Genomic DNA, 22,103 nt, shown 5'->3' on the forward strand with positions numbered 1-22,103 from the left:
CCGCTATCCCCCTGCAGACTGACGAGGCCGGGTGTGACAAATTTTCAGGGGTTACCGGACAAATTCTAGTCATGCGGGCTCGGCACTCAGACAAAAGGGAGACAGCTGTCAGCAATCGGCCTCATGCGCCCACGGCCCGGCGCAGCTGCGCCTGCTCCAGCAGCCCGCCCAAGCCCTCGGCGGACGATGCGGCCAGCCTGACCACCTCGCCCACCACGAACACGCAGGGACTGCCCAGTCCGCTGTATGCCAGCGCCTGCGTCATCTGCCCCAGATCGGTCAGTATTTGCTGCTGTGCGGGCAGGCTGGCGCTCTGGACCAGGGCCACCGGAGTAGAAGCCGGCAGCCCGCCAGCCAGCAGCTGCTGTTGGATGAGGGCGGCAGTGGCAACGCCCATGTAGATCACCAGCGTCAGCCCCAGCATCCGGGCCGTGCCGGCCAGCAACTGCCAGTCGTGACCGGCACTGCCTGGCTTGGCATGACCGGTGATGAACACCACGCCATGGGCATGGTCGCGATGGGTCAGCGGCACGCCGAGGCTGGTGGCCGCGGCCAGCCCGGCAGTGATGCCGTTGACCACTTCGACGGCTATGCCCGCCATGCGCAAATGCTCGATCTCCTCGCCGCCACGGCCAAAGATGAAGGGGTCGCCGCCCTTGAGGCGCACCACCAGCTCACCCTGGCGCGCCGCCATGATCATGAGCTTTTCGATGAATTCCTGCGAGGTGCTCTCGCGCCCGCCACGCTTGCCCACATGAACGATGCGGGCGCTAGCGCTGGCAAGCTTCACGATGTCGGCAGACACCAGATCGTCTGCCAGCAGCAGCGTGGCGGACTGGATCAGTCTCAGCGCCTTGAGCGTGAGCAGCTCCGGATCACCGGGGCCGGCACCGACCAGGTAGCAGCGGCCCACGGGCGGCAGGGAAGTGGCATGGCTGTTTGTCATGGCTGGCCTTTCATATGCATTGCCGGACATCGGAATCTAGGCGGCAACCGGCAAGGCTGCCGACTGCGGCGCAGGCATCGCATGCACCAGTTGTTTGATCCTGGGAATACAGGAGCCGCAGCGCGTGCCGCAACCCAGAGAAGTCTTGAGCTGCGCGAGCCGCTCGTCGGCGGAGCCCTCGCAGGTGGTCAGCGCCGAGTTGATGCTGGCCTCATCCACATTCATGCAGGCACAGATCTGCGGCGACCGGGCCGGCATGGCGGCGGGCGGCCTGCCCCCCGAGGACAGCAATAGGCGCCCATAGCTTTGCACCGATTGCTCGTCGCGCAGTACCGGCCCCAGCCAGCGGCCGGCGCTGGCATCGCCGCAAAGCAAAAAGGCATCAAGCCTTGGCTCCTCCGTCTGCCGGCCTATCGCCATGGCACGGCTGCATTGGCGACGTGCGTCGGCATAGCGCATGGCCTGCGGGCCATCGAGCTGCAGCAGGCTGTGCAGCCGCGCCAACACCTCTGCGGACGGCGCCGCATAGGCTGCCGCGCGGAACTGCACGCCGGCGCGCCCCTGATCCGCTTGCTCCAGCGGCACGGCGCGCCCGAACAACACGCAGCTGGCGAAGTCGAACTCGGCCATCAATTCAGTCAAAGCCTGGCGAACCGACTGCACCTGCTGCTCATCAAGCCAGGCCATGCCCAGACAGGTCCAGGGCAGCTCGGCCTTGAGCAGCTTCACGGCCACATGCTTGAGCTCGGGCTGCTTGGAGCGCGGGCAGCGCTCGGGCGTGGTCAGGGCGTTGACTCCCGCAAGCCGCTGTCCCTTGGAGCCCAGACCGCTCAGATACATGCTGCCCCAGTGCATGGGCAGATAGAGCTGTGCGGGCTGCAGCCCCCCTTCCGCCTGCACAGGCAGCACGATGGCGCCGTAGCGGTTGGACAGGTGGACCAGGTCGCCGTCCTGCAGCTGCAGGCGCTGCATGTCCTGGGGACTGACCTGCAGCTGCGGTTCGCTGACATGGGCAAACAGGCGCCCCAGCTGGCCGGTGCGCGTCATTCCATGCCATTGATCGCGCAGGCGGCCGGTGTTGAGACTGAACGGATGCCTTGCATCGCGCGGCACGGCCACTGCCTGCCAGGGCTGGGCATCAAAGCGCGCACGCCCGTCATCGGTTGCAAAGACTGCGTCGCCATACAGACGCTGACGGCCCTGGCTAGCGCCTTGGGGCATGGGCCATTGCTGGGGTCCCTTGACTTCCAGCACCGCCCAGCTCAGACCCGTGATATCCAGATCGCGCCCGCGTGTGGACTCGCGATGCTCGTTCCAGATGGCTTCGGCACCCGCGTCCGCATTCGCGGTGTCATAGGGAAACAAGCTTGGCAGCGAGGGCCGCAGATGCTGCTCCAGGCGCCGCGCCAGCTGCACGCCTATCTGCCAGTCATGGCGTGCCGCCCCCGGCGCGACCACGGCAGCGCGCACCCGCGAGATGCGCCGCTCGCTGTTCGTGACCGTGCCCAGCTTCTCGCCCCAGGTGGAGGCAGGCAGCAACCAGTCGGCATAGGCCGTGGTCTCGGTTGCGGCAAAAGCCTCCTGCACCACCACCAGCTCGGCACGCTCCAGCGCCCTGCGCACCATGGCCTGTTCGGGCATGCTCTGCGCGGGATTGGTGCAGGCAATCCACAAGGCCTTGATCTGCCCGTCGGCAGCGGCCTCGAACATCTCCAGCGCGGATTTGCCGGGCTGCGCGGGAATCGACTTCACCCCCCATAGCCGCGCCACTTCGGCCCTGTGCCCTGCGTTGGAAAGATCACGATGCGCGCTCAGCAGATTGGACAGCCCGCCCACCTCGCGCCCGCCCATGGCATTGGGCTGGCCCGTCAGCGACAGGGGCCCGGCGCCAGGCCTGCCGATCTGGCCCGTTGCCAGATGCAGATTGATCAGCGCGGCGTTGTTCGCCGTGCCGCTGCGGCTTTGGTTCAGACCCTGGCAGTACAGGCTGAGCGTGGGACGACGCACTTCCGCCGACTCCTCGGCACCGCCCAGCGCCATCCAGCGCGCCGCCCGGTACAGGTCCGCCACGGGCAGGCCGCAGATGGCAGCGACCTTCTCGGGCGTGGCTTCGCGCACCAGTTCCTTGAGCGCTGCAAAGCCGCTGGTGTGCTGCGCGATGAAGGTGCTGTCCGTCCAGCCCTCCCACAACATGATGTGCAGCAGACCGTGAAACAGCATCACATCGCTGCCCGGCTGCAACGGCAGATAAAGATCGGCCAGTTCGGCGGTCTCGGTACGGCGCGGATCGGCCACGATGATCCTGAGTTGCGGATTGCGCGCCCTGGCCTCCTCCACACGCCGGAACAGAATGGGATGCGCCCAGGCCATATTGCTGCCCGTGATGAACATGCAGCCAGCCTGGTCTATGTCCTCATAGCAGGCCGGTGGTGCATCGGCGCCCAGCGTGGCCTTGTAGCCGGCCACGGCGCTACTCATGCACAGGCGCGAATTGGTGTCGAGATTATTGGTGCCCAGCAGGCCTTTGACCAGCTTGTTGAAGACGTAGTAGTCCTCGGTCAGCAGCTGGCCACTGAGGTAGAAACCCAGCGCGTCGGGACCATGGGCTGCATGAATCTGGGCGATGCGCCCGGCCAGTTCGTCCAGTGCCAGATCCCAGCTGACCGCCTGCGGTACGGCTGTACGCTCCAGCCGGCGCATGGGCTGCAGCAAACGTGCCTGCTGGGCATAGGCGGGCGCGGCCGTCAGATGCAGGGTGCTGCCCTTGGTGCACAGACGGCCCAAGTTGGCAGGATGCTCGGGATCGCCGCGCACGCCGGTAATCTGCAGGCCATCGGACTCGATGACCACGCCGCAGCCGACACCGCAATAGGGGCAAGTGGATTTGGTTTCTTTCATGGCGTCACCGAAGAGAGGCTGCGGCGTCCATGTTCACTCCTACGCGGACCGCCGAAGTCGAGTTCGCAGCCCACACGGCAACAAGGGCAGCTGGATTGGGTCTCACACATAGCAGACTTTCAGTGAAATCATGCTGTAACGCTTTCTGAACAAGCGCATGCAGCTATTCATTTCATATCAACAGAGGCACTAGGCCGCAGCACAGCCGGACCTGGCTGCGCAATGCGCAGGACCGGCATGCGGGCGGGTCTGCTCCAGGGCACGGCTGGCCAGCTCGTCGGCGCGCAGCTGCACCTCGCCGTTCTCCACGCGCACGCTGAAATAAGGCGTGCAGCCCTCATCGGGCGCCGCCGCCTCGCCGCTGCTGAGCGCAATCGTCCAGTTGTGCAGCGGGCAGGCCACGCTGCGCCCGAACACAATGCCTTGCGACAACGGCCCGCCCTTGTGCGGGCAGCGGTCCAGCAGCGCAAACACCTCATCGTCGGCATTGCGAAACACGGCCACATCAAGACCTTTGGCCCGCGCCACGCGGCGCGCTCCCAGCACGGGAATGTCGCCAATCGTGCAGATAGAAATCCATTCGCTCATTTCTGGCTCCTCGGTGCTTGTGATCAGACGCTAGCGCTTTCGGTTTGCGCCGCAGTCAGTGGCTGGAACTGGCGCGTATCCACGGATGCCTTGTCGGTTTCGAACCAGGGATCGGGCTCGCCATCCAGTGCAAACTGCAGCTGCTCCCACAGCGCCCTGCGGCCCTCGGCATCGTCAAGAATGCGTCGCTTGACATAGTCAAGGCCCACGCGATTGATGTAGTGCACCGTGCGCTCCAGATACCAGCCTTCCAGACGATACAGCTGCATGAAGGCGCCCGTGTACTCCATCACCTCTTCGGCGGTCTTGAGCTTGGTGAAGAAATGCGCGACCTCGGTCTTGATGCCGCCGTTGCCGCCCACATACATCTCCCAGCCCGAATCCACACCGATGATTCCCACATCCTTGATGCCGGACTCCGCGCAGTTGCGCGGGCAGCCGCTGACGGCGAACTTCACCTTGTGCGGTGCGTACATGCGCCACATGGCGCGCTCCAGGTCCTTGCCCATCTGGGTGCTGTCCTGCGTGCCCATGCGGCACCATTCGCTGCCCACACAGGTCTTGACCGTGCGCAATGCCTTGGCATAGGCATGGCCGCAGGGCATGCCTATATCGTTCCAGACTGCCTGCAGATCCTCTTTTTTCACGCCCAGCAGATCGATGCGCTGACCGCCCGTGACCTTCACCGTGGGGATCTGGTACTTGTCCACCACATCGGCAATGCGGCGCAGCTCGGAGGCCGTGGTCTCGCCGCCCCACATGCGCGGAATCACGCTGTAGGTTCCGTCCTTCTGGATATTCGCGTGGCTGCGTTCGTTGATGAAGCGGCTTTGCGGGTCGTCCCTGGCTTCCTTGGGCCAGGTGCTGATTAGGTAGTAGTTGACGGCCGGGCGGCAGGAGGCACAGCCATTGGGCGTGCGCCACTCCATGAAGCGGAACACCGCATCCGTGCTCAGCAGCTTGTGCTCGCGGATCGCATCGCGCACGGCCTGGTGCCCGTGGTCGGTGCAGCCGCACATGGCCTTGGTCTTGGGAGCGGCCGAGTAGTCGCCGCCGGCCGTGAACATGATGATCTGCTCCACCAGCCCGGTGCAGGAACCGCAGCTGGCACTGGCCTTGGTGTGCTTGCGCACATCGTCGAGCGTGAACAGGCCCTTGTCCTTGATGGCCTTGCAGATCGCGCCCTTGGTCACGCCGTTGCAGCCGCAGACCTCGTCGCCGTCGGCCATGGCCGCGGCCTTGCTCTGGCCCTGGTGGCCGGTATCGCCGAGATTGGATTCACCGAACATCAGCTTGTCGCGGATATCGGCAACGCTGCGGCCCTCGCGCAGCAGCTTGAAGTACCAGCTGCCGTCCACCGTGTCGCCGTACAGGCAGGCACCGACCAGCTTGTCGTCCTTGATGACCAGCTTCTTGTAGACCCCCGCATAGGGGTCGCTCATGAGGATTTCCTCGGTATCGCCGCCGCCCTGGAAATCGCCTGCAGAGAACAGATCGATGCCCGTGACCTTGAGCTTGGTCGAGGTCAGCGAACCCAGATAGCGACCGATGCCGAACTCCGCCAGATGGTTGGCCAGCACCTTGCCCTGCTCGAACAGGGGCGCCACCAGTCCGTAGGCAATGCCTCGGTGTGCCGCGCATTCGCCCACGGCATAGATGCGTGGATCGGTCACGGTCTGCAGCGTGTCGCTGACCACGATACCGCGACTCACATGCAGATGCATGGACTCCGCCAGTTCGGTGCTGGGGCGAATGCCCACGGCCATCACCACCAGTTCGGCCGGGATCTCGCTGCCGTCCTTGAAACGAACGGCGCGCACGCGGCCACTGCGCCCACCGTCTTCGTCGCCCAGCAGCTCCTGTGTCTGTGCCTGCATGCAGAACTGCATGCCGCGCTCGGCCAGCGATTTCTGCAGCATGCGGCCCGCCTGATCGTCGAGCTGGCGCTCCATCAGCCAGTCGCCGACATGCACCACGGTGACCTGCATGCCGCGCTTCATGAGGCCGTTGGCCGCTTCCAGTCCCAGCAGGCCGCCACCTATCACCACCGCATGCTTGAGTGTCTTTGCCGCTTCGATCATGGCCTCGGTGTCGGCAATGTCGCGGTAGGCCAGCACGCCCTCCAGGTCCTTGCCGGGGATGGGCAGAATGAAGGGCTTGGAGCCCGTCGCCATGATCAGGCGGTCGTACTCGGCGCTGGCACTCTCACCCTGGGCATTGACTGCATGTACCGTGCGCCGTGCCCGGTCAACGGCCGTCACGGTATAGCCGGCGTGCAGCAAGATATGGTGGTCCTGGTACCAGGACCAGTCGTTGAGCACGATATCGCCGAGCGTCTGCTCGCCGGCGAGCACGGGCGACAGCAGAATGCGGTTGTAGTTGGGATGCGGCTCGGCGCCGAAGACCGTGATGTCGTACAGATCGGGGGCAATGGCCAGCAGCTCTTCCAGCGCACGCACGCCTGCCATTCCGTTACCAATCATGACCAGTTTGGATTTTTTCATCTGAGTCCCCGTGGGCATTTGCAAAGCCAAAAAAAAGACGTCTGCGCGCTTCATGACTTGCATGAACGCGTAGACGTCTTTGTCTGTGGGTTCTGGTCCAGCCTTGCACCATCCCCCGGTGACCCACCTTGGCCACGCTGAACAACACGCAATTGCTGTGCCAGCTTTTCTCAGCCTGCAGAGACTATTCCATCCCGCGGCATGCACTGCTTTTGTGCATGGCCGCTTTATTGCTGTGCAAAACAAACATGGCGCCCCAAGGCGCCATGCAGCTTGAAATCAAAAAGGCTCAGGCCGCCTTCTCCACATGGCCCTGACGCGTGTAGAGAAAGTCGATCACGGCCTTGCGATAGCTTTGGTAATGCGCATCCTCGGCCAACTCCACCCGGCTGCGCGGGCGTGGCAGCTCTACATGCAGCACCTCGCCAATCGTGGCAGCGGGACCGTTGGTCATCATCACGATCTTGTCGGACAGCAGCACGGCCTCGTCCACATCGTGCGTGACCATGACCACGGTGCTCTGGGTGCGTTCCACGATCTCCAGCAGCTCGTCCTGCAGCTTGGCACGCGTCAGGGCGTCGAGAGCGCCGAAGGGCTCGTCCATGAGCAGCACCTGGGGCTCCATGGACAGGGCGCGGGCAATGCCCACGCGCTGCTTCATGCCGCCCGAGATTTCGCCAGGGCGCTTTTGCGCCGCATGGCTGAGGCCCACCATGGCCAGCGCCGCATCGGTGCGCTGTGCCAGCTGTGCCTTGCTTTCGCGCTTGCCGAAGACACGCTCCACGGCCAGGTGCACATTGCCCCAGCAGCTCAGCCAGGGCAGCAGCGAATGGTTCTGGAAGACCACCGCACGCTCGGGCCCGGGGCCCTTGATTTCCTTGTTGGCGCACAGCAGTGCACCGCCCGTGGGAATGGTCAGGCCGGCAATCAGATTGAGCAGCGTCGACTTGCCGCAGCCCGAATGCCCGATGAGACTGACGAACTCGCCCTTGGCAATGTTCAGGTTGATGTCGCGCAGTGCGGGAAACAGGCCCTTGGCGGTCTTGAAGGTCTGCTCCACCCCGTGGATCTCGATGTACTTGGTGCTGAGAGATGTATGCATGAGGTACTCCTTGCTTTGTTCCGAGACCACCGTGGCGCCGGCTTTGCCGGGCCACCGGTGGTGCCCCCTTGAGGGGGTGACGCGCCCGAGGGCGCGGCTCAGGGGTGGGTTAAGTCTTGACCTCTTCAAACGTAAAGGCCGAAGCCAGCTTGACCATGGCCCACTCCAGCACCAGGCCCACGATGCCGATCACGAAGATGGCGATGATGATGTTCTTGACGTTGAGGTTGTTCCACTCGTCCCAGACCCAGAAGCCTATGCCCACGCCGCCCGTCAGCATCTCGGCGGCCACGATCACCAGCCAGGCCGTGCCCACGGCCAGGCGCACGCCGGTCAGCATATAGGGCAGCACCGCAGGAAACAGAATGGTGGTGGCGATCTTCCACTCCGACAGATTGAGCACGCGCGCCACATTCATATAGTCCTGGGGCACACGCTGCACGCCCACGGCGGTGTTGATGACCATGGGCCAGATCGAGCAGATGAAGATGGTCCAGATGGCTGCCGGATTGGCGCCCTTGAACACCAGCAGGCCGATCGGCAGCCAGGCCAGCGGCGAGACCGGGCGCAGCAGACTGATCAAGGGGTTGAACATGCGCGACAGAAAGCCGAAGCGCCCGATCACGAAGCCCAAAGGGATGCCGACCAGTGCCGCCAGACCGAAACCCAGGGCCACGCGCTGCAGCGAGGACAGCACATTCCAGCCCACGCCCTGGTCGTTGGGCCCGTTGCGGTAGAAGGGATCGCTGAACACCTGCAGGGCCTGCTCCCAGGTCTCGGCCGGGGTCGGAATGCTCTTACCGGTGCTGCTCGATACCAGCGACCACAGCCCGACCAGCAGCGCCAGCCCCAGCAGCGGCGGCAGGACCTGAGCAAATAGCTGTTCAGCCCATTGGCGCAAGCGGCTGGGTGCCACCGCAACCGGAGCCTTGACTATCGCTTTGGGTTTGATATCTTTTTGCACTTCAGCCTTTACAAGTTCTGTGCCGGCAGCTATCTCTTTTGAAGTTTCGAGCAGCGCATCGTTGGCCGCCTGGGCTGCCAGTTGCGGATCGTGCGGGGGATCGAGTTCGAGCGGTGAGTGAAGTACGGCACTGACCATGATGGTTCTCCGTTAAGGTGGCGGCCTCAGGCGGCCTTGATCTTGAAGCTGTCGGCGTACTGGGCAGGGTTCTTGCCGTCCCAGACCACGCCGTCGATCAGCTTGCTGGTGCGCAGCACATCCTTGGGCACGCTGACCTTGAGCTGGCTTGCCGCCTGCTGGTAGAGGTCGATGCGGTTGATCTGCCTGGCCATGGACAGATAGTCGGGATGAGCCTTGAGCAGACCCCAGCGCTTGTGCTGGGTGAGGAACCACATGCCGTCCGACAGATAGGGGAAGTTCACGGCCCCGTCGTTGAAGAACTTCATGTGGTTGGGGTCGTCCCAGGTCTTGCCCAGGCCGTTCTGGTAGCGGCCCAGAATGCGCTGGTTGATGGCGTCCACACTGGTGTTGATGTACGACTTCTGGGCCACGGTCTCGGCCATCTTCGTCTTGTTCTGCAGGCTGGCGTCGATCCAGCGGCCGGCTTCGAGAATCGCCATCATCACGGCACGGCAGGTATTGGGATTCTTCTGTGCGAACTCGCCCGTGGTGCCCAGCACCTTCTCGGGATGGTCCTTCCAGATGTCCTGCGTGGTGTTGGCCGTAATACCGATGCCATCCATGATGGCGCGATGGTTCCAGGGTTCGCCCACGCAGAAGCCATCCATATTGCCCACGCGCATATTGGCCACCATCTGGGGCGGCGGCACGGTGATCAGCTTGGCCTCGGATAACGGATTGATGCCCGCAGCCGCCAGCCAGTAATGCATCCACATGGCATGGGTGCCGGTGGGGAAGGTGCCGGCAAACGTGTATTCGCGCTTTTCCCTGGCCATGACCTTGGCCAGGCTGGCTCCGTCGACCGCCCCCTTGTCGGCCAGGGCCTTGGACAGCGTAATCGCCTGGCCGTTGTTGTTCAGCCCCATGAGCACCGCCATGTCCTTCTTGGGGCCGCCCACACCCAGATGCAGGCCGTAGACCAGGCCGTAGAGCACATGGGCGAAGTCCAGCTCGCCGTTGACCAGCTTGTCGCGCACGCCGGCCCAGCTCGCTTCCTTGCTGGGGACGATCTTCACGCCGTATTTCTGATCGAAGCCCAGCACCGAGGCCATGACCACGCTGGCGCAATCGGTCAGCGGGATGAAGCCTATCTTGACCTCTTTCTTCTCCGGCGCGTCGGAGCCTGCAGCCCAGGCGCCATGGTGACCCAGCGAGCCATAGAGGGCGGCGGCGCCAGCCACGCGCAAAAACTCACGCCGGCCACCGGCAGATACGGGCTCCGGCGTGGGAGCAGTAGTCGAAGAAAGGCGCTGGCTCATGAGAAAACTCCATCAAGAATCGTGGTGAAGGCGATCCGGAAAACAAAAAGGCGCCCTTCCCTCCTCGGGTGTGAGGAGAAAAGGACGCCGTTGTCCCAGGTCACTCGTAATAACGCTTTAAGCGCGACCGCCTTTGGTCTGCTTGACATCAACAGTCATGCACAAACCATGCCAGACCTTGATCAGAGGCGGAGCATGCTTTGCGCTTCCGGTTTTGGCCCATATTTGGTGCAGCGCAACAAACACCGAGCTGCCAAGCGCTATGAATTGGTGCTGCCCGGCAGCAGGTCCACCGTGGCCAGAATCGCTTCGGCCACATCCAGCATGCGCCGGTTCTGGTTCATGGCCGTCTGGCGGATCAGCTTGTAGGCCTCGCCCTCGCTGAGCTGGCGGTAGTTCATCAGCACGCCCTTGGCCCGCTCTATGGTCTTGCGCTCCTTGAGCGTGGCGCGCGCCTTGTCGATTTCGGTCTGCATGTCCTGCAAGCGCATGGACTGCTCCTGCACCAGCAAGACAATGCTTTTCTCGAGCTGCAGCCCGTATGCACCCTCCGCAGGCAAGGAGGCGGCTGGCTGCGTGGCTCCCAGAAAGGCCGCAGCCGCTTCGGCGCGAGTCCCGGGCAGCGGCTGCATCTCCAGCAGCGCCTTTTGCTGACTCAGCGCGGCACCTGCCTGCTCCAGCTTGCGCAGACATTGGGCCTGCAGTTCCTCGGCCAGGAATGCCTCAATCTGGTGCATGGCATCGAGCCGGCTGGAACAGGCTTCGAACCATGGCGAGCTCAAGCTGCAGTCCAGCGCCATGCCGTCCCCGGCCGTGCAGCCCAGGCGCCTCAGCCGCTCGATCACCGTCATATCGGGACAGGCCCCGCATTGCTGCTGCCAGCGCTCCATTCCCGAGGGGCTGGCGAAGTCTGCAAACACCTGAAAGCAGCGCTCCTGCGATTCGATCAGATGCAGCCAATGGCGCTGACGCTCCGTCCTGCCGGCCCCTGCGGTAAACGCCGCGACCCCTGTGGCGCGCTCCTGGCCCGCCAGCTCCTTGCCCTGCATGAAATGAAACAGCGCCACCAGCAATTTCGCGATATCGGGATCGCAAGCGCTGTCCGCCGCCTCGAACACCACGGTCAGGCAGGCCGCAATCATGCGGATCAGCGCCTGCGTGCAATCCTCGGCACTCAGCTGCAGCGCATCGCGCCTGCGGCGCAGCAGCGGCAGGGCTTCAAAGCCTTGCAGCGCATTGGCAATCGCATTGAACAGACGAGCTCCATGCGCACCCGGCGCCCGCGCGCCCAGCTCTTCAAGTGCGAGGCAGACCCGCTCCATGACCTGGTCCACATGCCGGCCATGATCGAGCAGGCTCTGCTGCGCCTGTGCTCCACCGCTGACCAGAAAGATATTCGAGAGACCGCGCTCTTTCTGCAGCGCATGGACGAGCTCGGACATGCTCGCCACCAGGCTGCTGGCGCGGCTGATCTGCTCCAGCTCGGCAATCTCGCTTTGCCTTGCAGCCACCAGATAGTGCAGAGGCGTTTTCATGGGGTAGTGCTTATCGTCATGTTGATGCCATGGACGACGAGCACGATTCATGCCATCTCAGGCAAGGCGACGCTGCCGCCTCTCCCAGAACCAGTCCACCATGACGCCCACACCGATTCCCACGACATAGGCCAGCAGATCCAAGGGGTCGAAGCCGTTGCCCAGAACCAGATAGGCCAACTTGTTGGCACGCAGGGCCTGCATCCAGGGGGCCTGATAGAGCTGCAGGAACTCGATGGCAAAGGCGATGACCAGGGAACAGGCCATGAGCTTGCCGCGCGTGATGGCCGGCCGCAGCCAGGCCACGCACAGCAGCACCACCCAGGCCCAGAGCGCATCGCCCGGATAGTTGCCCAGCACGGCGGGAAAGGGCATGTAGCCCCGGCGCGAGGCCAGCCCGATGGCAATGACCACCGCAATGAGCAGGGTCAACACCATCCGTGAGCGACGAAAGGGTCCGGCAGCGGCCAGATGTATCAACAAGCTGTCGTCCCCTTTAGTCGATATGCGCGCCGGAGTCCTTGACCACCTGCTTCCAGTACGCCAGCTCGGCCGGCAGCATGGCCTTGAAGCTTTGCGGCGTGGACTCCACGCGCTCGGCGCCCAGAGTCTTGAGGCGCTCGGCCATCTCGGGCCTGGCCAGCACGGTCTTGACGGCCTGATAGAGCTTGTCCACCACCGGCTGCGGCGTACCGGCCGGTGCGAACAAGCCGTACCAGCTGGTCACGGCCAGGCCCTTGCCCAGCACGGGTATCTCGGGCGCCAGCGAGGTCGGCCTGTCGGACGCCACGCCCAGCACGCGCAGCTTGCCGCTGCTGACAAAAGGCATCACACCGGGAAAGCTGCCAAAGGTCACCGGCAACTGGCCGGCCACCACATCGGTGGCGGCAGCCGACGCCCCCTTGTAAGGCACATGCAGCAGGCTCACGTTCTTCTGCTTTTTCAGCATCTCGCCCAACAGATGGTTGAGCGTGCCATTGCCGGCAGAAGCGTATTCCACCTTGCCCGGATGCGCCTTGGCATAGGCCACCAGTTCGTCCAGATTCTTGGCCGGGAAGTTCGGATTCACCACCAGCAGATAAGGCGCGACGGCCAGCTGCATCACGGGAGTGAAATCCTTGATGGGATCGAACGGCACCCTGGAATAAAGCGCCGGATTGATGGTGTAGGCGCTTTGCGCCGTCACCAGAAAGGTGTAGCCGTCGGCCGCGCTGCGCGCCACCTGGCCCGTACCCAGATTGCCGTTGGCACCGGCGCGGTTTTCCACGATGACGGGCTGGCCCAGCGAATTCTCCAGCCCCTGCGCCACGGCTCGCGCAATCACATCGTTGGCACCGCCCGGTGCCTGGGGCACGACAAAGGTAATCGGCTTGGCAGGCCAGTTGCCGCCCTGCGCCAATGCTTGCGTCAGAGGAGCCGCCACCACGGCAGCCACCGCCGCCAGCAGTAGCGGGCGGCGTCGGGTTCCGGAGATAAAAACAGCGTTTCGCGCCATCTCGGTGCGCGCAGCTTCTTCAAACTTCATGGCAATCATTTCCTGTGGTGGTGGACATGGATGCTGCCAGCCCTCCATGCCGGCCTGTCGTCCCATGCAACAGGCCATTCTTGCATCGCTGGTCGGGCGACCTGAGCAGCGCTCACTGTTCGGCCATCGCGTTTGGCAGTGGCTGCCTCCTGCAAATGCCGTGACCAAAAGCCTGGCCGCAGCGGCACAGCCTCTTCACAGCAGCACCAGCCCCGGCGGCAGACTATCGCCCAGACTGCGCCTGTGATCCTCTGCCTCCATCTGCACCACCTGCTCGACCATGGCCATCCAGCGCTCGGGAGCGCCGCTGCTTCGCATCTTCTCCAGCACCTGCGCCCTGACGGCATCGGGCAGATCGCGCGCGCGGTCACCCGTCATGCGGGCCATCTGCACGGCGGCAAACATAGCGGTTTCGTTCTTGCGCCAGTCCTGAGCCAGCGTGGCGTTCAGGAACTCCAGCGCCGCATCGGGCGGCATCACCAGATGGGCGTTGGCGGCCAGCGATTGGCGTGCCGCCAGGCGGCCTATGGCCCACCAGGTCTGCACGGTTTCATCCTCGCGCCTGAGGCGCTGCAGCATCCACTGCCCCATTTCCTGGCGGTACTGCCAGGGCACGGCCTCCATGGCCGCGAACAGGCGCAGCATGTCGTCATAGCTGCCGTGGCTGGATTTGCCGCGCGTGTTCTGCTGCACGGCCTTCTGCATATGGCCGGCCACGTCTTCGAGCAGCTCCATCTGCCGGGCCTCATTCAGACCCGCAGCCACGCGGCGCCAGAACACCCACCACTCCGTCCAGTTGGCGCCCTCTTTGGCATGACCCAGACCCTGGCCATACAAGGCCCAGACCTGGTCTATGCGCCAGCCATCGAGCTGCGCCCCCACGCCTGGGCGCAGACACCAGCCTGCAAGGTTGAACCAGACGCGCTCATGGTCGGCCGTGCGGCGGCGACGCCTGGCACGGGCCAGCAGCGCATCGAAAAAGGCACGCAGAAGGCCCAGCTCCCAGCCCTCGCGCGGGCCGAGGATTCTTTCGAGCGACTGGCGCAACTGGCGCACTTCCCGGGTCGTCACCTCCTGCGCCTGCGTGCCGAAGATGCGCTCCACCAGGGCCACGGCTTCGGGCAGCCTGGCTGCCAAAGAATTAGACTGTTTTGCGCCTTCAGCGCCTTGTTCACCGGCGCTGTCAGCTATGGGTTCCGAAGCCGAAGCACCGCGTACAGCAAAGGGCAGCAGCCAGGACTGGCCCGCATCCTGCACGGCCACGCAGCGCACCTCCAGCGTGCCGACCTCGCTCATGCAGGCTTGCAGCTGCACCTCGACCTGGGCTGCGGCCCGGCCTTCGGGCGCGGGCAGCACCGTGGCCAGGGGCGGCAGCTCTACCCAGCCCTCGCCGATCAAAGCTGCAATCTGGCCGGCCTGCGCAGGTACATGGCTCTGGCTGTTGGCCAGCAAATTGAAGCGCACGGCCTGGCCCAGCTTGAGCGCAAAGCGCCGGCCAGAGAGCACCATGCGCACGCCCTCTTCCGTGCCACGCGGCAGCAGGCAGAGGCCTTGCGGAGCCTCGCCCCTCTCGCCCGGCAGCAGCAGCCAGTAGCTGCGTGCCGAACCGCCGCCAATGCGCGGCACCATGGTCTTGATCGCTGCCGACGCTTGCCCGGCCCGTGCTGCTGGCTGATTGGGCGCAGCAATCTGTGCCACCGACAGCTCTGCCTGATGGCGGGCCAGCCCGTAGGCTGCCGCACCGCGCGCCACGGCCCAGTCGGGGTGCGGGTTGTGCAGCACGCGCACCGGGCTGCCGCGCCACCGGTCAAGCAGTTCTGTCAGACGCTGCACCATGGCATGGGCATGGAACACGCCGCCGTTGAGCAGCACGGTATCGGGCAAACCTTCACTTGCATGCTGGGCAAGAAAATGCGCCAGATGACGGCTGATGGCCGCATCGGCCGGATAGGGCAGACCAAAGCCGCGCAGCGCGCCCTGCCGCCTGGCGGGCATATCGCTGATCTGCACGACCGGCAAAAAGCCGTCGACCACCGACTGCCGCACCTGCTCGCGGGTCAGCATGACGCTTTGAGTCGCCGCCAGCAGTTTGCTGCCGCCCCCCAGCAAGGTGATGCCGATCTGCTCTGGGGCGTTCTGCGCCAGCAACTGCTCCTTGGCCATGCGGCAGCGCTGGACCAGCTGGGCAAAGCGCTGGGCAGGGAGCTTCTGACCTTCGCCAGCAAATGCAGATTCGAGTTGGTGAGCCAGCGCCAAATCCATGTTGTCGCCGCCCAGCATCAGGTGCTCGCCGACGGCCGTACGCGTCAGCGTGGGCAGGCTGCCGTCAGCCGATGCACCCACGCGGATCAGCGTCAGATCGGTAGTTCCCCCGCCCACATCCACCACCAGCACCAGCCGGCTGTCCGCCAGTTGCGCGGCCAGCTCATCGCCCTGCAGCACCAGCCAGTCGTGAAACGCGGCCTTGGGCTCCTCCAGCAATTGCACGCGCGGCAGACCGGCCAGCTGTGCAGCCTCCAGCGTCAGCGCGCGTGCGCCTTCATCAAACGAGGCAGGTACGGTCAGCACCACGGCCTGCTGATGCAACGGCGCCTCGGGATAGGCTCTGTCCCAGGCCGTTCTGACATGGGCTAGATAGGAGCTTGACGCGACCAGTGGGGAGACCTTGACTACATCGTCACCCGCGCCCCAGGGCAGTATGGGCGCCGTGCGATCCACGCCGGTGTGCGAGAGCCAGCTTTTGGCACTGGCCACCAGCCGCCCCGGCACGGCAGCCCCCAGATCTCGCGCCCAGCGGCCGATGACGGCAGGCGCAGCTTCATCCGCGCCCTGCGGCGGCCAGGGCTGCTGCCAGGCCTCGCCCAGCTCGCCCTTTGCCGCCTGGTAACGTACCGAAGGCAGCAGAGACTGAGCCACGAGCTCGCCTGCCGTACTGCGCTGCGGAATATCGAGCAGCGCGATATCGCCAGTCGCACCGTCCAGCGGAACGCTTGCGACGACCGTGTGGCTGGTGCCCAGGTCTATGCCGACGGCGTGGGTGGGGCGAGATGGATGCATGGGCTGGGACGAAGACACGTAAAACTCTGTCGCCGATCGTAACAAGAGCCGGATGCCCGAACCGCCTGCCGGGATGAGCTGCTGCAGCGACGACAACTGTCCAAAGCAGTGCACGGTGGCTGGCACGGGATTTGCCTTGTAACAAGCGCGCAGGTTCGCGCAAGTTTCATAGCAAAGATCGAAGGCTAGTCGCTACATGCCAGTCAAAACAACAACTGTGTCTCGTGTTCTCCTCGCCGCTCTGGCCACCGCCGGAGCTTCTGCCGCTTTCGCACAAAGCAGCGTTCAGATCTACGGCCGCCTCAATACCTCGGTCGAGCATCAGAAGGTTGGAAACAGCAGCCTGACCGGGCTCTTCAACAACAACTCGCGCTTTGGCTTTGTGGGCAGCGAAGACCTGGGCGGCGGCCTCAAGGCCGGCTTCCAGCTCGAATCCGGCTTCGAATCCGATACCGGCGCCGGTACCGGCAGCACCGGCGCCCTGGCCTTTCAGCGCCAGAGCGAAGTCAACCTCTCGGGCAGTCTGGGCAAGCTGCGCCTGGGCCGTTTTGGTGCCGCCACCTATTTCGGCATTGCCGACTATGGTGCACTGGATGAGCCCAACCACGACACCGGCTCCATCGCCGATGCGCTCTACGACTACGTGATGCGCAACACCAACAAGATCGCCTACCGCAGCCCTGTGATGGCCGGGCTGACCTTGGAAGCTCAGGCATCGCTACACGAAAAGACGACAGGCGCCGTGCAGAAGAACGGCTACGACCTCTATGCCAACTGGGAACGCGGCCCCTTGGCCCTGGGCGCGGGCTTTACCCAGCTGGGTGACGACAGGCAGTTTGCCCTGCGCGGCCACTACATCTGGAATGCGCTGCAGATCGGTGCCTACTACCAGCGCTCGGACAACGGCTCGGGCTCGCTGTGCAGCAATGGCGGTACCGGCTGCGGCACGCGTGACGCTGCGCGCGTGACTGCGGCCTACCGGGTCGGCGCTTCGGAGCTTGCCCTGGGCTACGGCTGGGCCAGCCGCTGGAGCCATGTGCCCGGCAGCAGCGCACGCCAGTGGATTCTTGGCTACAACCACCACCTGAGCAAACGCACCAAGCTCTACGCTGCCTACACACGCATCGACAACGGCGCCGGCGTGGCCTATGGCTATAACTTCAAGGGTGGCGTGGGCTATGGTCAGGATGCCAGCAGCCTGAGCATCGGTCTGCGCCACGCGTTCTAGACCTGCTTGAGTGGGGCACGTGCCATGTTGCTGGTGGGCATGGTGCGCGCCCTGCTTCTCAAAAGAAGAGTTTCATGATCTTGCGCCTGGCATGATTGGGCCTGAACCTTTTTGTGACATGCCTTTGTCACGGACAGAGGGCGGGTCTCGGCCAGAAGTGCAGCCACAAACAAGAGAACAAAAAGAGAGAACAAAAAAGCCCGCCAACCAATCGGCCAGCGGGCTTTCGCAGTCGAGCAATTCAACAGCCTTACTCGGCGGCCTCCGCAGAGGTCTCCGCGCGCACATCGAATTCCACTTTCCAGCGCTCGCTTCCGCCCACGGGCACGGCATTGAGCTCCAGCGTGCCGATATCGGTCACGCGCGCCGCCAGGGTCACGGGCACCACCTCGCCGGCAGCGCGGCCGGCGGCGGGCAGATTCAGCTCGATCTCCTGCAGCTCCACCAGCTCTTCGGGCGACCAGAAGTCCAGCATGGTGCCGACCTGATCGGTGCGGCGCACGGACGAGCCAAAGAAGCGCAAACGCACGGGCTCGCCCACGACCAGGCCGAACTCTTCGTCAGGCAGAGCGACTTCCGTGCCCTCCTCCATGCCGAACGGTGCCAGGCACAGGGCGGACAGGGGCGGCTCCATGCCGGGGATGGCGGGCATATTGCTCTCCACACCCACGTAATAGGACTGAGCCGTGCCGCCGCGAATGCGCACGCCGCGACCGCTGGTGGCGATATGGCCGTAATAGGCCGCACCGCGGGCCACAGCCAGATCGAGGTTGGCACCGTCCAGCAGGCGCGCAGGCTCGCAGGCCTCGTCGTCCAGCCAGCCGTTGATGACTTCCAGGATTCGCTGCTCGATCTGGGGTGCCTTGAGCACGCCACCGTTGAACAGAATGGCCGTGGGATGCAAAAAGGTGGAACCGTCGATCTGATCGCCTCTCAGGCCCTCGATCTCGGCCAGCGCATGAACCTGACGGCTCAGAAAGGCCGCCAGGTGGCGCGTGACGGCGGCATCCTGCGCATAGGGCAGGCCCAGCTGCGTGAGTGCGCCGCGCGCACGGGCCTTGGGCTTGTCGCTGACGGCCACCTTGGGGAAGAAGCCTTCGACCAGCATGGCCAGCACTTCGTCGCGTGTCACTTCGGTGCGAATGCTGCCGCCGATGAGCTTGCTGCCCCGGCTGGGTACGACCACGGGCACGGCCTGCAGGCTTGCGTCGGCCAGCAACTGTTCCTTGGCAGTGCGGCAGCCATGGGCCAGCGCACGGGTCTGCCAGGCATCGAGCTGCCTGCCCTCGGCCGCCAGTTTGCGTGCCACGCCGTAGGCCAGAGCCAGGTCCATGTTGTCGCCGCCCAGCAAAATGTGTTCGCCCACGGCAATGCGCTGCAGCTCCAGATTGCCATCGCGCTCCAGCACGGCGATCAGCGAGAGGTCGGTGGTGCCACCGCCCACGTCCACGACGAGGATGATGTCGCCATGCTTGACCTGCTTGCGCCACTGGCCGCCACTGGCCTGGATCCAGCTGTACAGCGCGGCCTGGGGTTCTTCGAGCAGTGTCAGCCTGGCAAAGCCCGCGGCCTTGCAGGCCTCGGCCGTCAACTCGCGCGCCGCGGGGTCGAACGATGCCGGGATGGTGACGGTGATGTCCTGCTGGGCAAACGGGGCCTCGGGGTGGGCCTGTTCCCAGGCGCGGCGCAGATGCTCGAGATAGCGGGTTGAAGCGGTCAGCGGCGAAATACGGCTGACTTCCTCGGGCGCATCGGCGGGCAGAATGCCGGCGCGGCGATCGACGCCTGGGTGGCAGAGCCAGCTCTTGGCGCTGCTGACCAGACGGATGGGCGTGGCCGCGCCGCGGCTGCGGGCGAATTCGCCGGTGATGAAGTCGCAGGGCGCACCGGGCAAGCTGCGCTCGGCCTCGGTCAGCTCGCTTTCGTGCGGCAGATAGAGAAAGGACGGCAGCAGGGGCCTGGCCTCGACACTGCCGGGAGCCGTGAGCTGGGGAATGTCCAGCACGCCCTGCACCACCTTCTCGCCATCGCTGGCGGTCTTGTTCACATAGGACAGCGCGCAGTGGGTGGTGCCCAGATCGATGCCGATGCTGTAGCTAGCGCCGGCAGACAGGGCGTCGGCCTGGCCTGCAGGGCCTTGTGGCTGAGCGGCGGCAGCCACGGAATCAGGAGTGCTCGCAGCTTGACTGGCCGCACCCGATGCGGCGATGGAGGCAAACATATTCATGGCTCACAGCTCCACTTCGGCTTGGGCGATGACCTTGGCGGCCTGAATGTCGGTGAGCTGGGGCAGCCTGACCTGCGTCACCAGCCAGCCGCGATGGGACAGCGTGCCGGTAAACGGAGGCTGGCCGACCACATTGCCCGTCAGTCGCACGGCAGCAGCGTCAAAACCGGCCTGCAAAGTGATGCGCGAGCCTTCGGCTTCGCTGCAAACGGGGGAGAGCGTGAAATGCTCGCGCAGCACCTTGCGGCAGCCTTCATGCACCACGCGCGCAGCCGCGCCGATCTCGGCATCGGTATAAGGCGCGACGTCTTCCTGGATGAAGTCCACAAAACGGGCCTCGCGCTGCATCAGGCCCAGCAGTTGCAGGGCGGCGCTATCGGTGGCGACGAGCTTTTCCACTTCGACGGTTTTTTCGATCAGCTTCTCGACCGGAACCTCGACGGTCTTTTCCACGATTTTTTCGACCGGCACTTCGACGCGAACCTCGACGATCTTCTCGACCGGCACTTCCACGCGTACTTCCCTGGGGGCGACGTCGGCGGCAAAAGCCTCACCGGCGCGCACACGGGTCACGTCGGCGGCCAGGCGACCGTTACCGAGAATGGCAAAGAAACTGCCGATCGCGATGGCGATGCGGCTCAGGAATGAGGGGGGAGTATTGGCAGTCATGGAGTCTGTCTCAAAACAGGTTCACGCATGCAGAGTCATTCTGTGGCGCCCTTGCGGGCTGCGCTGCGCGAACCGAAAACGGAGCCGGACCAGGCGGCAGCGACACGGCCGGCCCTGGCGGCACAAGGCTGGACGCGCCGCAAACGAGATGCGCGCGGGCCTGTGCAACAGGCGCAGATATTACCCAAAAAGCCCGGTCAGCCGTCCCGCTATGGCTTTGCCGCGCCGGCTGCCGCACCTGGACACGCGCTGCCGGGTCATACGCCGCAAGCATGACCTTCTTCCGTTTCATCGTTATGAAACCGCTGCCATTTGCCGGATAGTTGATGCAGGATCTTGACAAACAGGCCACCCCGGCAACGGGTCTTGCCGATTCATGGGCTGCAGGCAATGCGCGGCACCATGAACGACCGAACAACAACTGCATTGCGTTTTCGATACGCCCACTTCCCGAGGAGACTTCCCCCATGCGCCTGATGACCGCGAACATAACGCTGGCATGTACCGCCCTTGTAGCCGCCATGGCCGCCTCCGGCGTCCAGGCCCAGACCACTTCCGGCAGCACGCTGGAAAAACTGCAGAAGACCGGCAAGGTGGTCATAGGCGTGCGCGAAAGCTCGGCCCCCATGGCCTATGCCATAGGTGCCAACCACCGCTTCACCGGCTACCACGTGGAGTTGTGCGAAAAGGTACTGGCCCAGATCGCGCCCAGTGCCAAGATCGAATACATGGCCATCACCGCGCAGAACACCATGCCACTGGTACAGAACGGCACGGTGGATCTGGGCTGCGGCCCCACGACCAACAACCTCAGCCGCCAGAAGCAGGTCTCGTTTGCCGTCACCACCTATGTCAGCCAGGTGCGCATGGCCGTGCGCGCAGACTCGCCCGTGACCTCGTTCAAGCAGCTGGACGGCAAGACCGTGGCAGCTTCGGCAGGCACCACCGCCGTGCAGCTGCTGCGCAAGTACAGCCATGACAACAATGTGAAGCTGCCGACCCAGCTGGGCAAGGACCATTTCGAGAGTTTTCTGATGCTGGAGTCCGGCCGCGCGGATGCTTTTGTGCTTGACGACAATCTGCTGGCCGGCGTGATCGCCAACTCCAAGGACCCCAGGGGCTACAAGATCGTGGGCGAGGCGCTGGGATCGGAGCCCATCGCGCTGCTGATGCGCAAGGATGATCCCAGCTTCAAGAAGGCCGTGGACGATGCCCTGGTGCGCATGATGAAGTCCGGCGAGGTGGCGAAGATCTACGACAAGTGGTTTATGCAGCCCATTCCACCCAAGGAAATGCCGCTGAACCTGCCCATGAGCGAGACGCTCAAGCAGTTGCTGCAAGTGCCCAATGACAAGCCGCTGGAAGCCTACAACAGCTGAAACGACCGCAAGCCTGCGCCTGAAGTCATGCTTTATTGATAG

At 64.3% G+C, this 22,103-nt stretch carries 15 protein-coding genes; 2 read left to right on the top strand and 13 right to left on the bottom strand.

The genetic code is table 11. The features are described from left to right. Positions 1-121: 121 nt before the first annotated feature. From cobA to EIC84_RS07695, 11 genes are all read right to left on the bottom strand, one after another. Complete coding sequence (gene cobA, locus EIC84_RS07645) at positions 122-946, bottom strand: uroporphyrinogen-III C-methyltransferase (RefSeq protein WP_003061835.1); 825 nt, start codon at positions 944-946, stop codon at positions 122-124. A gap of 36 nt (positions 947-982) precedes the next feature. Beyond that, on the bottom strand, positions 983-3,844 hold the full coding sequence (locus EIC84_RS07650; RefSeq protein WP_003061833.1) for a nitrate reductase: 2,862 nt from the start codon (positions 3,842-3,844) through the stop codon (positions 983-985). Between the two features lie 189 nt (positions 3,845-4,033). Further along, positions 4,034-4,432, bottom strand: coding sequence for a nitrite reductase small subunit NirD (nirD, locus tag EIC84_RS07655; protein WP_003061831.1), 399 nt, complete (start codon positions 4,430-4,432; stop codon positions 4,034-4,036). 23 nt (positions 4,433-4,455) lie between these two features. Beyond that, positions 4,456-6,936, bottom strand: coding sequence for a nitrite reductase large subunit NirB (nirB, locus tag EIC84_RS07660; RefSeq protein ID WP_003061830.1), 2,481 nt, complete (start codon positions 6,934-6,936; stop codon positions 4,456-4,458). A 289-nt stretch (positions 6,937-7,225) separates the two neighbouring features. Continuing rightward, the gene (locus tag EIC84_RS07665; protein ID WP_003061828.1) at positions 7,226-8,038 is read right to left on the bottom strand and encodes an ABC transporter ATP-binding protein; all 813 of its coding nucleotides are present in this window, start codon (positions 8,036-8,038) and stop codon (positions 7,226-7,228) included. 109 nt (positions 8,039-8,147) lie between these two features. Continuing rightward, positions 8,148-9,140: a nitrate ABC transporter permease gene (gene ntrB / locus EIC84_RS07670; protein ID WP_003061826.1), complete on the bottom strand. Its 993-nt coding sequence runs from the start codon at positions 9,138-9,140 to the stop codon at positions 8,148-8,150. 26 nt (positions 9,141-9,166) lie between these two features. After that, complete coding sequence (locus EIC84_RS07675; RefSeq protein ID WP_003061824.1) at positions 9,167-10,441, bottom strand: CmpA/NrtA family ABC transporter substrate-binding protein; 1,275 nt, start codon at positions 10,439-10,441, stop codon at positions 9,167-9,169. A 260-nt stretch (positions 10,442-10,701) separates the two neighbouring features. After that, positions 10,702-11,976 (bottom strand): nitrate regulatory protein, encoded by a 1,275-nt coding sequence (locus EIC84_RS07680; protein ID WP_003061822.1) that lies wholly within the window; start codon positions 11,974-11,976, stop codon positions 10,702-10,704. A 57-nt stretch (positions 11,977-12,033) separates the two neighbouring features. After that, on the bottom strand, positions 12,034-12,414 hold the full coding sequence (locus EIC84_RS07685; RefSeq protein WP_003061820.1) for a DUF2809 domain-containing protein: 381 nt from the start codon (positions 12,412-12,414) through the stop codon (positions 12,034-12,036). A 58-nt stretch (positions 12,415-12,472) separates the two neighbouring features. Then, complete coding sequence (locus tag EIC84_RS07690; protein WP_134737305.1) at positions 12,473-13,501, bottom strand: tripartite tricarboxylate transporter substrate binding protein; 1,029 nt, start codon at positions 13,499-13,501, stop codon at positions 12,473-12,475. A 195-nt stretch (positions 13,502-13,696) separates the two neighbouring features. Further along, the gene (locus EIC84_RS07695) at positions 13,697-16,558 is read right to left on the bottom strand and encodes an Hsp70 family protein (RefSeq protein ID WP_003061816.1); all 2,862 of its coding nucleotides are present in this window, start codon (positions 16,556-16,558) and stop codon (positions 13,697-13,699) included. A 196-nt stretch (positions 16,559-16,754) separates the two neighbouring features. On the opposite strand from EIC84_RS07695, the gene EIC84_RS07700 reads away from it, so the two are divergent. After that, positions 16,755-17,786 carry a porin gene (locus tag EIC84_RS07700; protein WP_034361292.1) on the top strand — a complete coding sequence of 344 codons (1,032 nt, stop codon included), beginning with the start codon at positions 16,755-16,757 and terminating at the stop codon, positions 17,784-17,786. 250 nt (positions 17,787-18,036) lie between these two features. On the opposite strand, the gene EIC84_RS07705 is transcribed toward EIC84_RS07700, so the two are convergent. Together EIC84_RS07705 and EIC84_RS07710 are read right to left on the bottom strand one after the other, a co-directional pair. After that, positions 18,037-20,013, bottom strand: a complete 1,977-nt coding sequence (locus tag EIC84_RS07705; RefSeq protein WP_003061812.1) for an Hsp70 family protein — start codon at positions 20,011-20,013, stop codon at positions 18,037-18,039. Between the two features lie 3 nt (positions 20,014-20,016). Next, entirely contained in the window at positions 20,017-20,682 is a 666-nt protein-coding gene (locus EIC84_RS07710) for a DUF2760 domain-containing protein (RefSeq protein ID WP_003061810.1), read from the bottom strand. Positions 20,683-21,149: 467 nt separating this feature from the next. Between EIC84_RS07710 and EIC84_RS07715 the strand changes: the two genes are divergently transcribed. Continuing rightward, the gene (locus tag EIC84_RS07715; RefSeq protein ID WP_003061808.1) at positions 21,150-22,061 is read left to right on the top strand and encodes a transporter substrate-binding domain-containing protein; all 912 of its coding nucleotides are present in this window, start codon (positions 21,150-21,152) and stop codon (positions 22,059-22,061) included. The last annotated feature ends 42 nt before the right edge of the window (positions 22,062-22,103 follow it).

This window comes from Comamonas sp. A23 (assembly GCF_004522605.1).
Classification (GTDB): domain Bacteria; phylum Pseudomonadota; class Gammaproteobacteria; order Burkholderiales; family Burkholderiaceae_C; genus Comamonas; species Comamonas thiooxydans.

Bases quoted from the DNA above. Each gene is read 5' to 3' on its own strand.
- cobA (WP_003061835.1), bottom strand. From the start codon at position 946: ATGACAAACAGCCATGCCACTTCCCTGCCGCCCGTGGGCCGCTGCTAC.
- EIC84_RS07650 (WP_003061833.1), bottom strand. From the start codon at position 3,844: ATGAAAGAAACCAAATCCACTTGCCCCTATTGCGGTGTCGGCTGCGGC.
- nirD (WP_003061831.1), bottom strand. From the start codon at position 4,432: ATGAGCGAATGGATTTCTATCTGCACGATTGGCGACATTCCCGTGCTG.
- nirB (WP_003061830.1), bottom strand. From the start codon at position 6,936: ATGAAAAAATCCAAACTGGTCATGATTGGTAACGGAATGGCAGGCGTG.
- EIC84_RS07665 (WP_003061828.1), bottom strand. From the start codon at position 8,038: ATGCATACATCTCTCAGCACCAAGTACATCGAGATCCACGGGGTGGAG.
- ntrB (WP_003061826.1), bottom strand. From the start codon at position 9,140: ATGGTCAGTGCCGTACTTCACTCACCGCTCGAACTCGATCCCCCGCAC.
- EIC84_RS07675 (WP_003061824.1), bottom strand. From the start codon at position 10,441: ATGAGCCAGCGCCTTTCTTCGACTACTGCTCCCACGCCGGAGCCCGTA.
- EIC84_RS07680 (WP_003061822.1), bottom strand. From the start codon at position 11,976: ATGAAAACGCCTCTGCACTATCTGGTGGCTGCAAGGCAAAGCGAGATT.
- EIC84_RS07685 (WP_003061820.1), bottom strand. From the start codon at position 12,414: ATGGTGTTGACCCTGCTCATTGCGGTGGTCATTGCCATCGGGCTGGCC.
- EIC84_RS07690 (WP_134737305.1), bottom strand. From the start codon at position 13,501: ATGAAGTTTGAAGAAGCTGCGCGCACCGAGATGGCGCGAAACGCTGTT.
- EIC84_RS07695 (WP_003061816.1), bottom strand. From the start codon at position 16,558: ATGCATCCATCTCGCCCCACCCACGCCGTCGGCATAGACCTGGGCACC.
- EIC84_RS07700 (WP_034361292.1), top strand. From the start codon at position 16,755: ATGCCAGTCAAAACAACAACTGTGTCTCGTGTTCTCCTCGCCGCTCTG.
- EIC84_RS07705 (WP_003061812.1), bottom strand. From the start codon at position 20,013: ATGAATATGTTTGCCTCCATCGCCGCATCGGGTGCGGCCAGTCAAGCT.
- EIC84_RS07710 (WP_003061810.1), bottom strand. From the start codon at position 20,682: ATGACTGCCAATACTCCCCCCTCATTCCTGAGCCGCATCGCCATCGCG.
- EIC84_RS07715 (WP_003061808.1), top strand. From the start codon at position 21,150: ATGCGCCTGATGACCGCGAACATAACGCTGGCATGTACCGCCCTTGTA.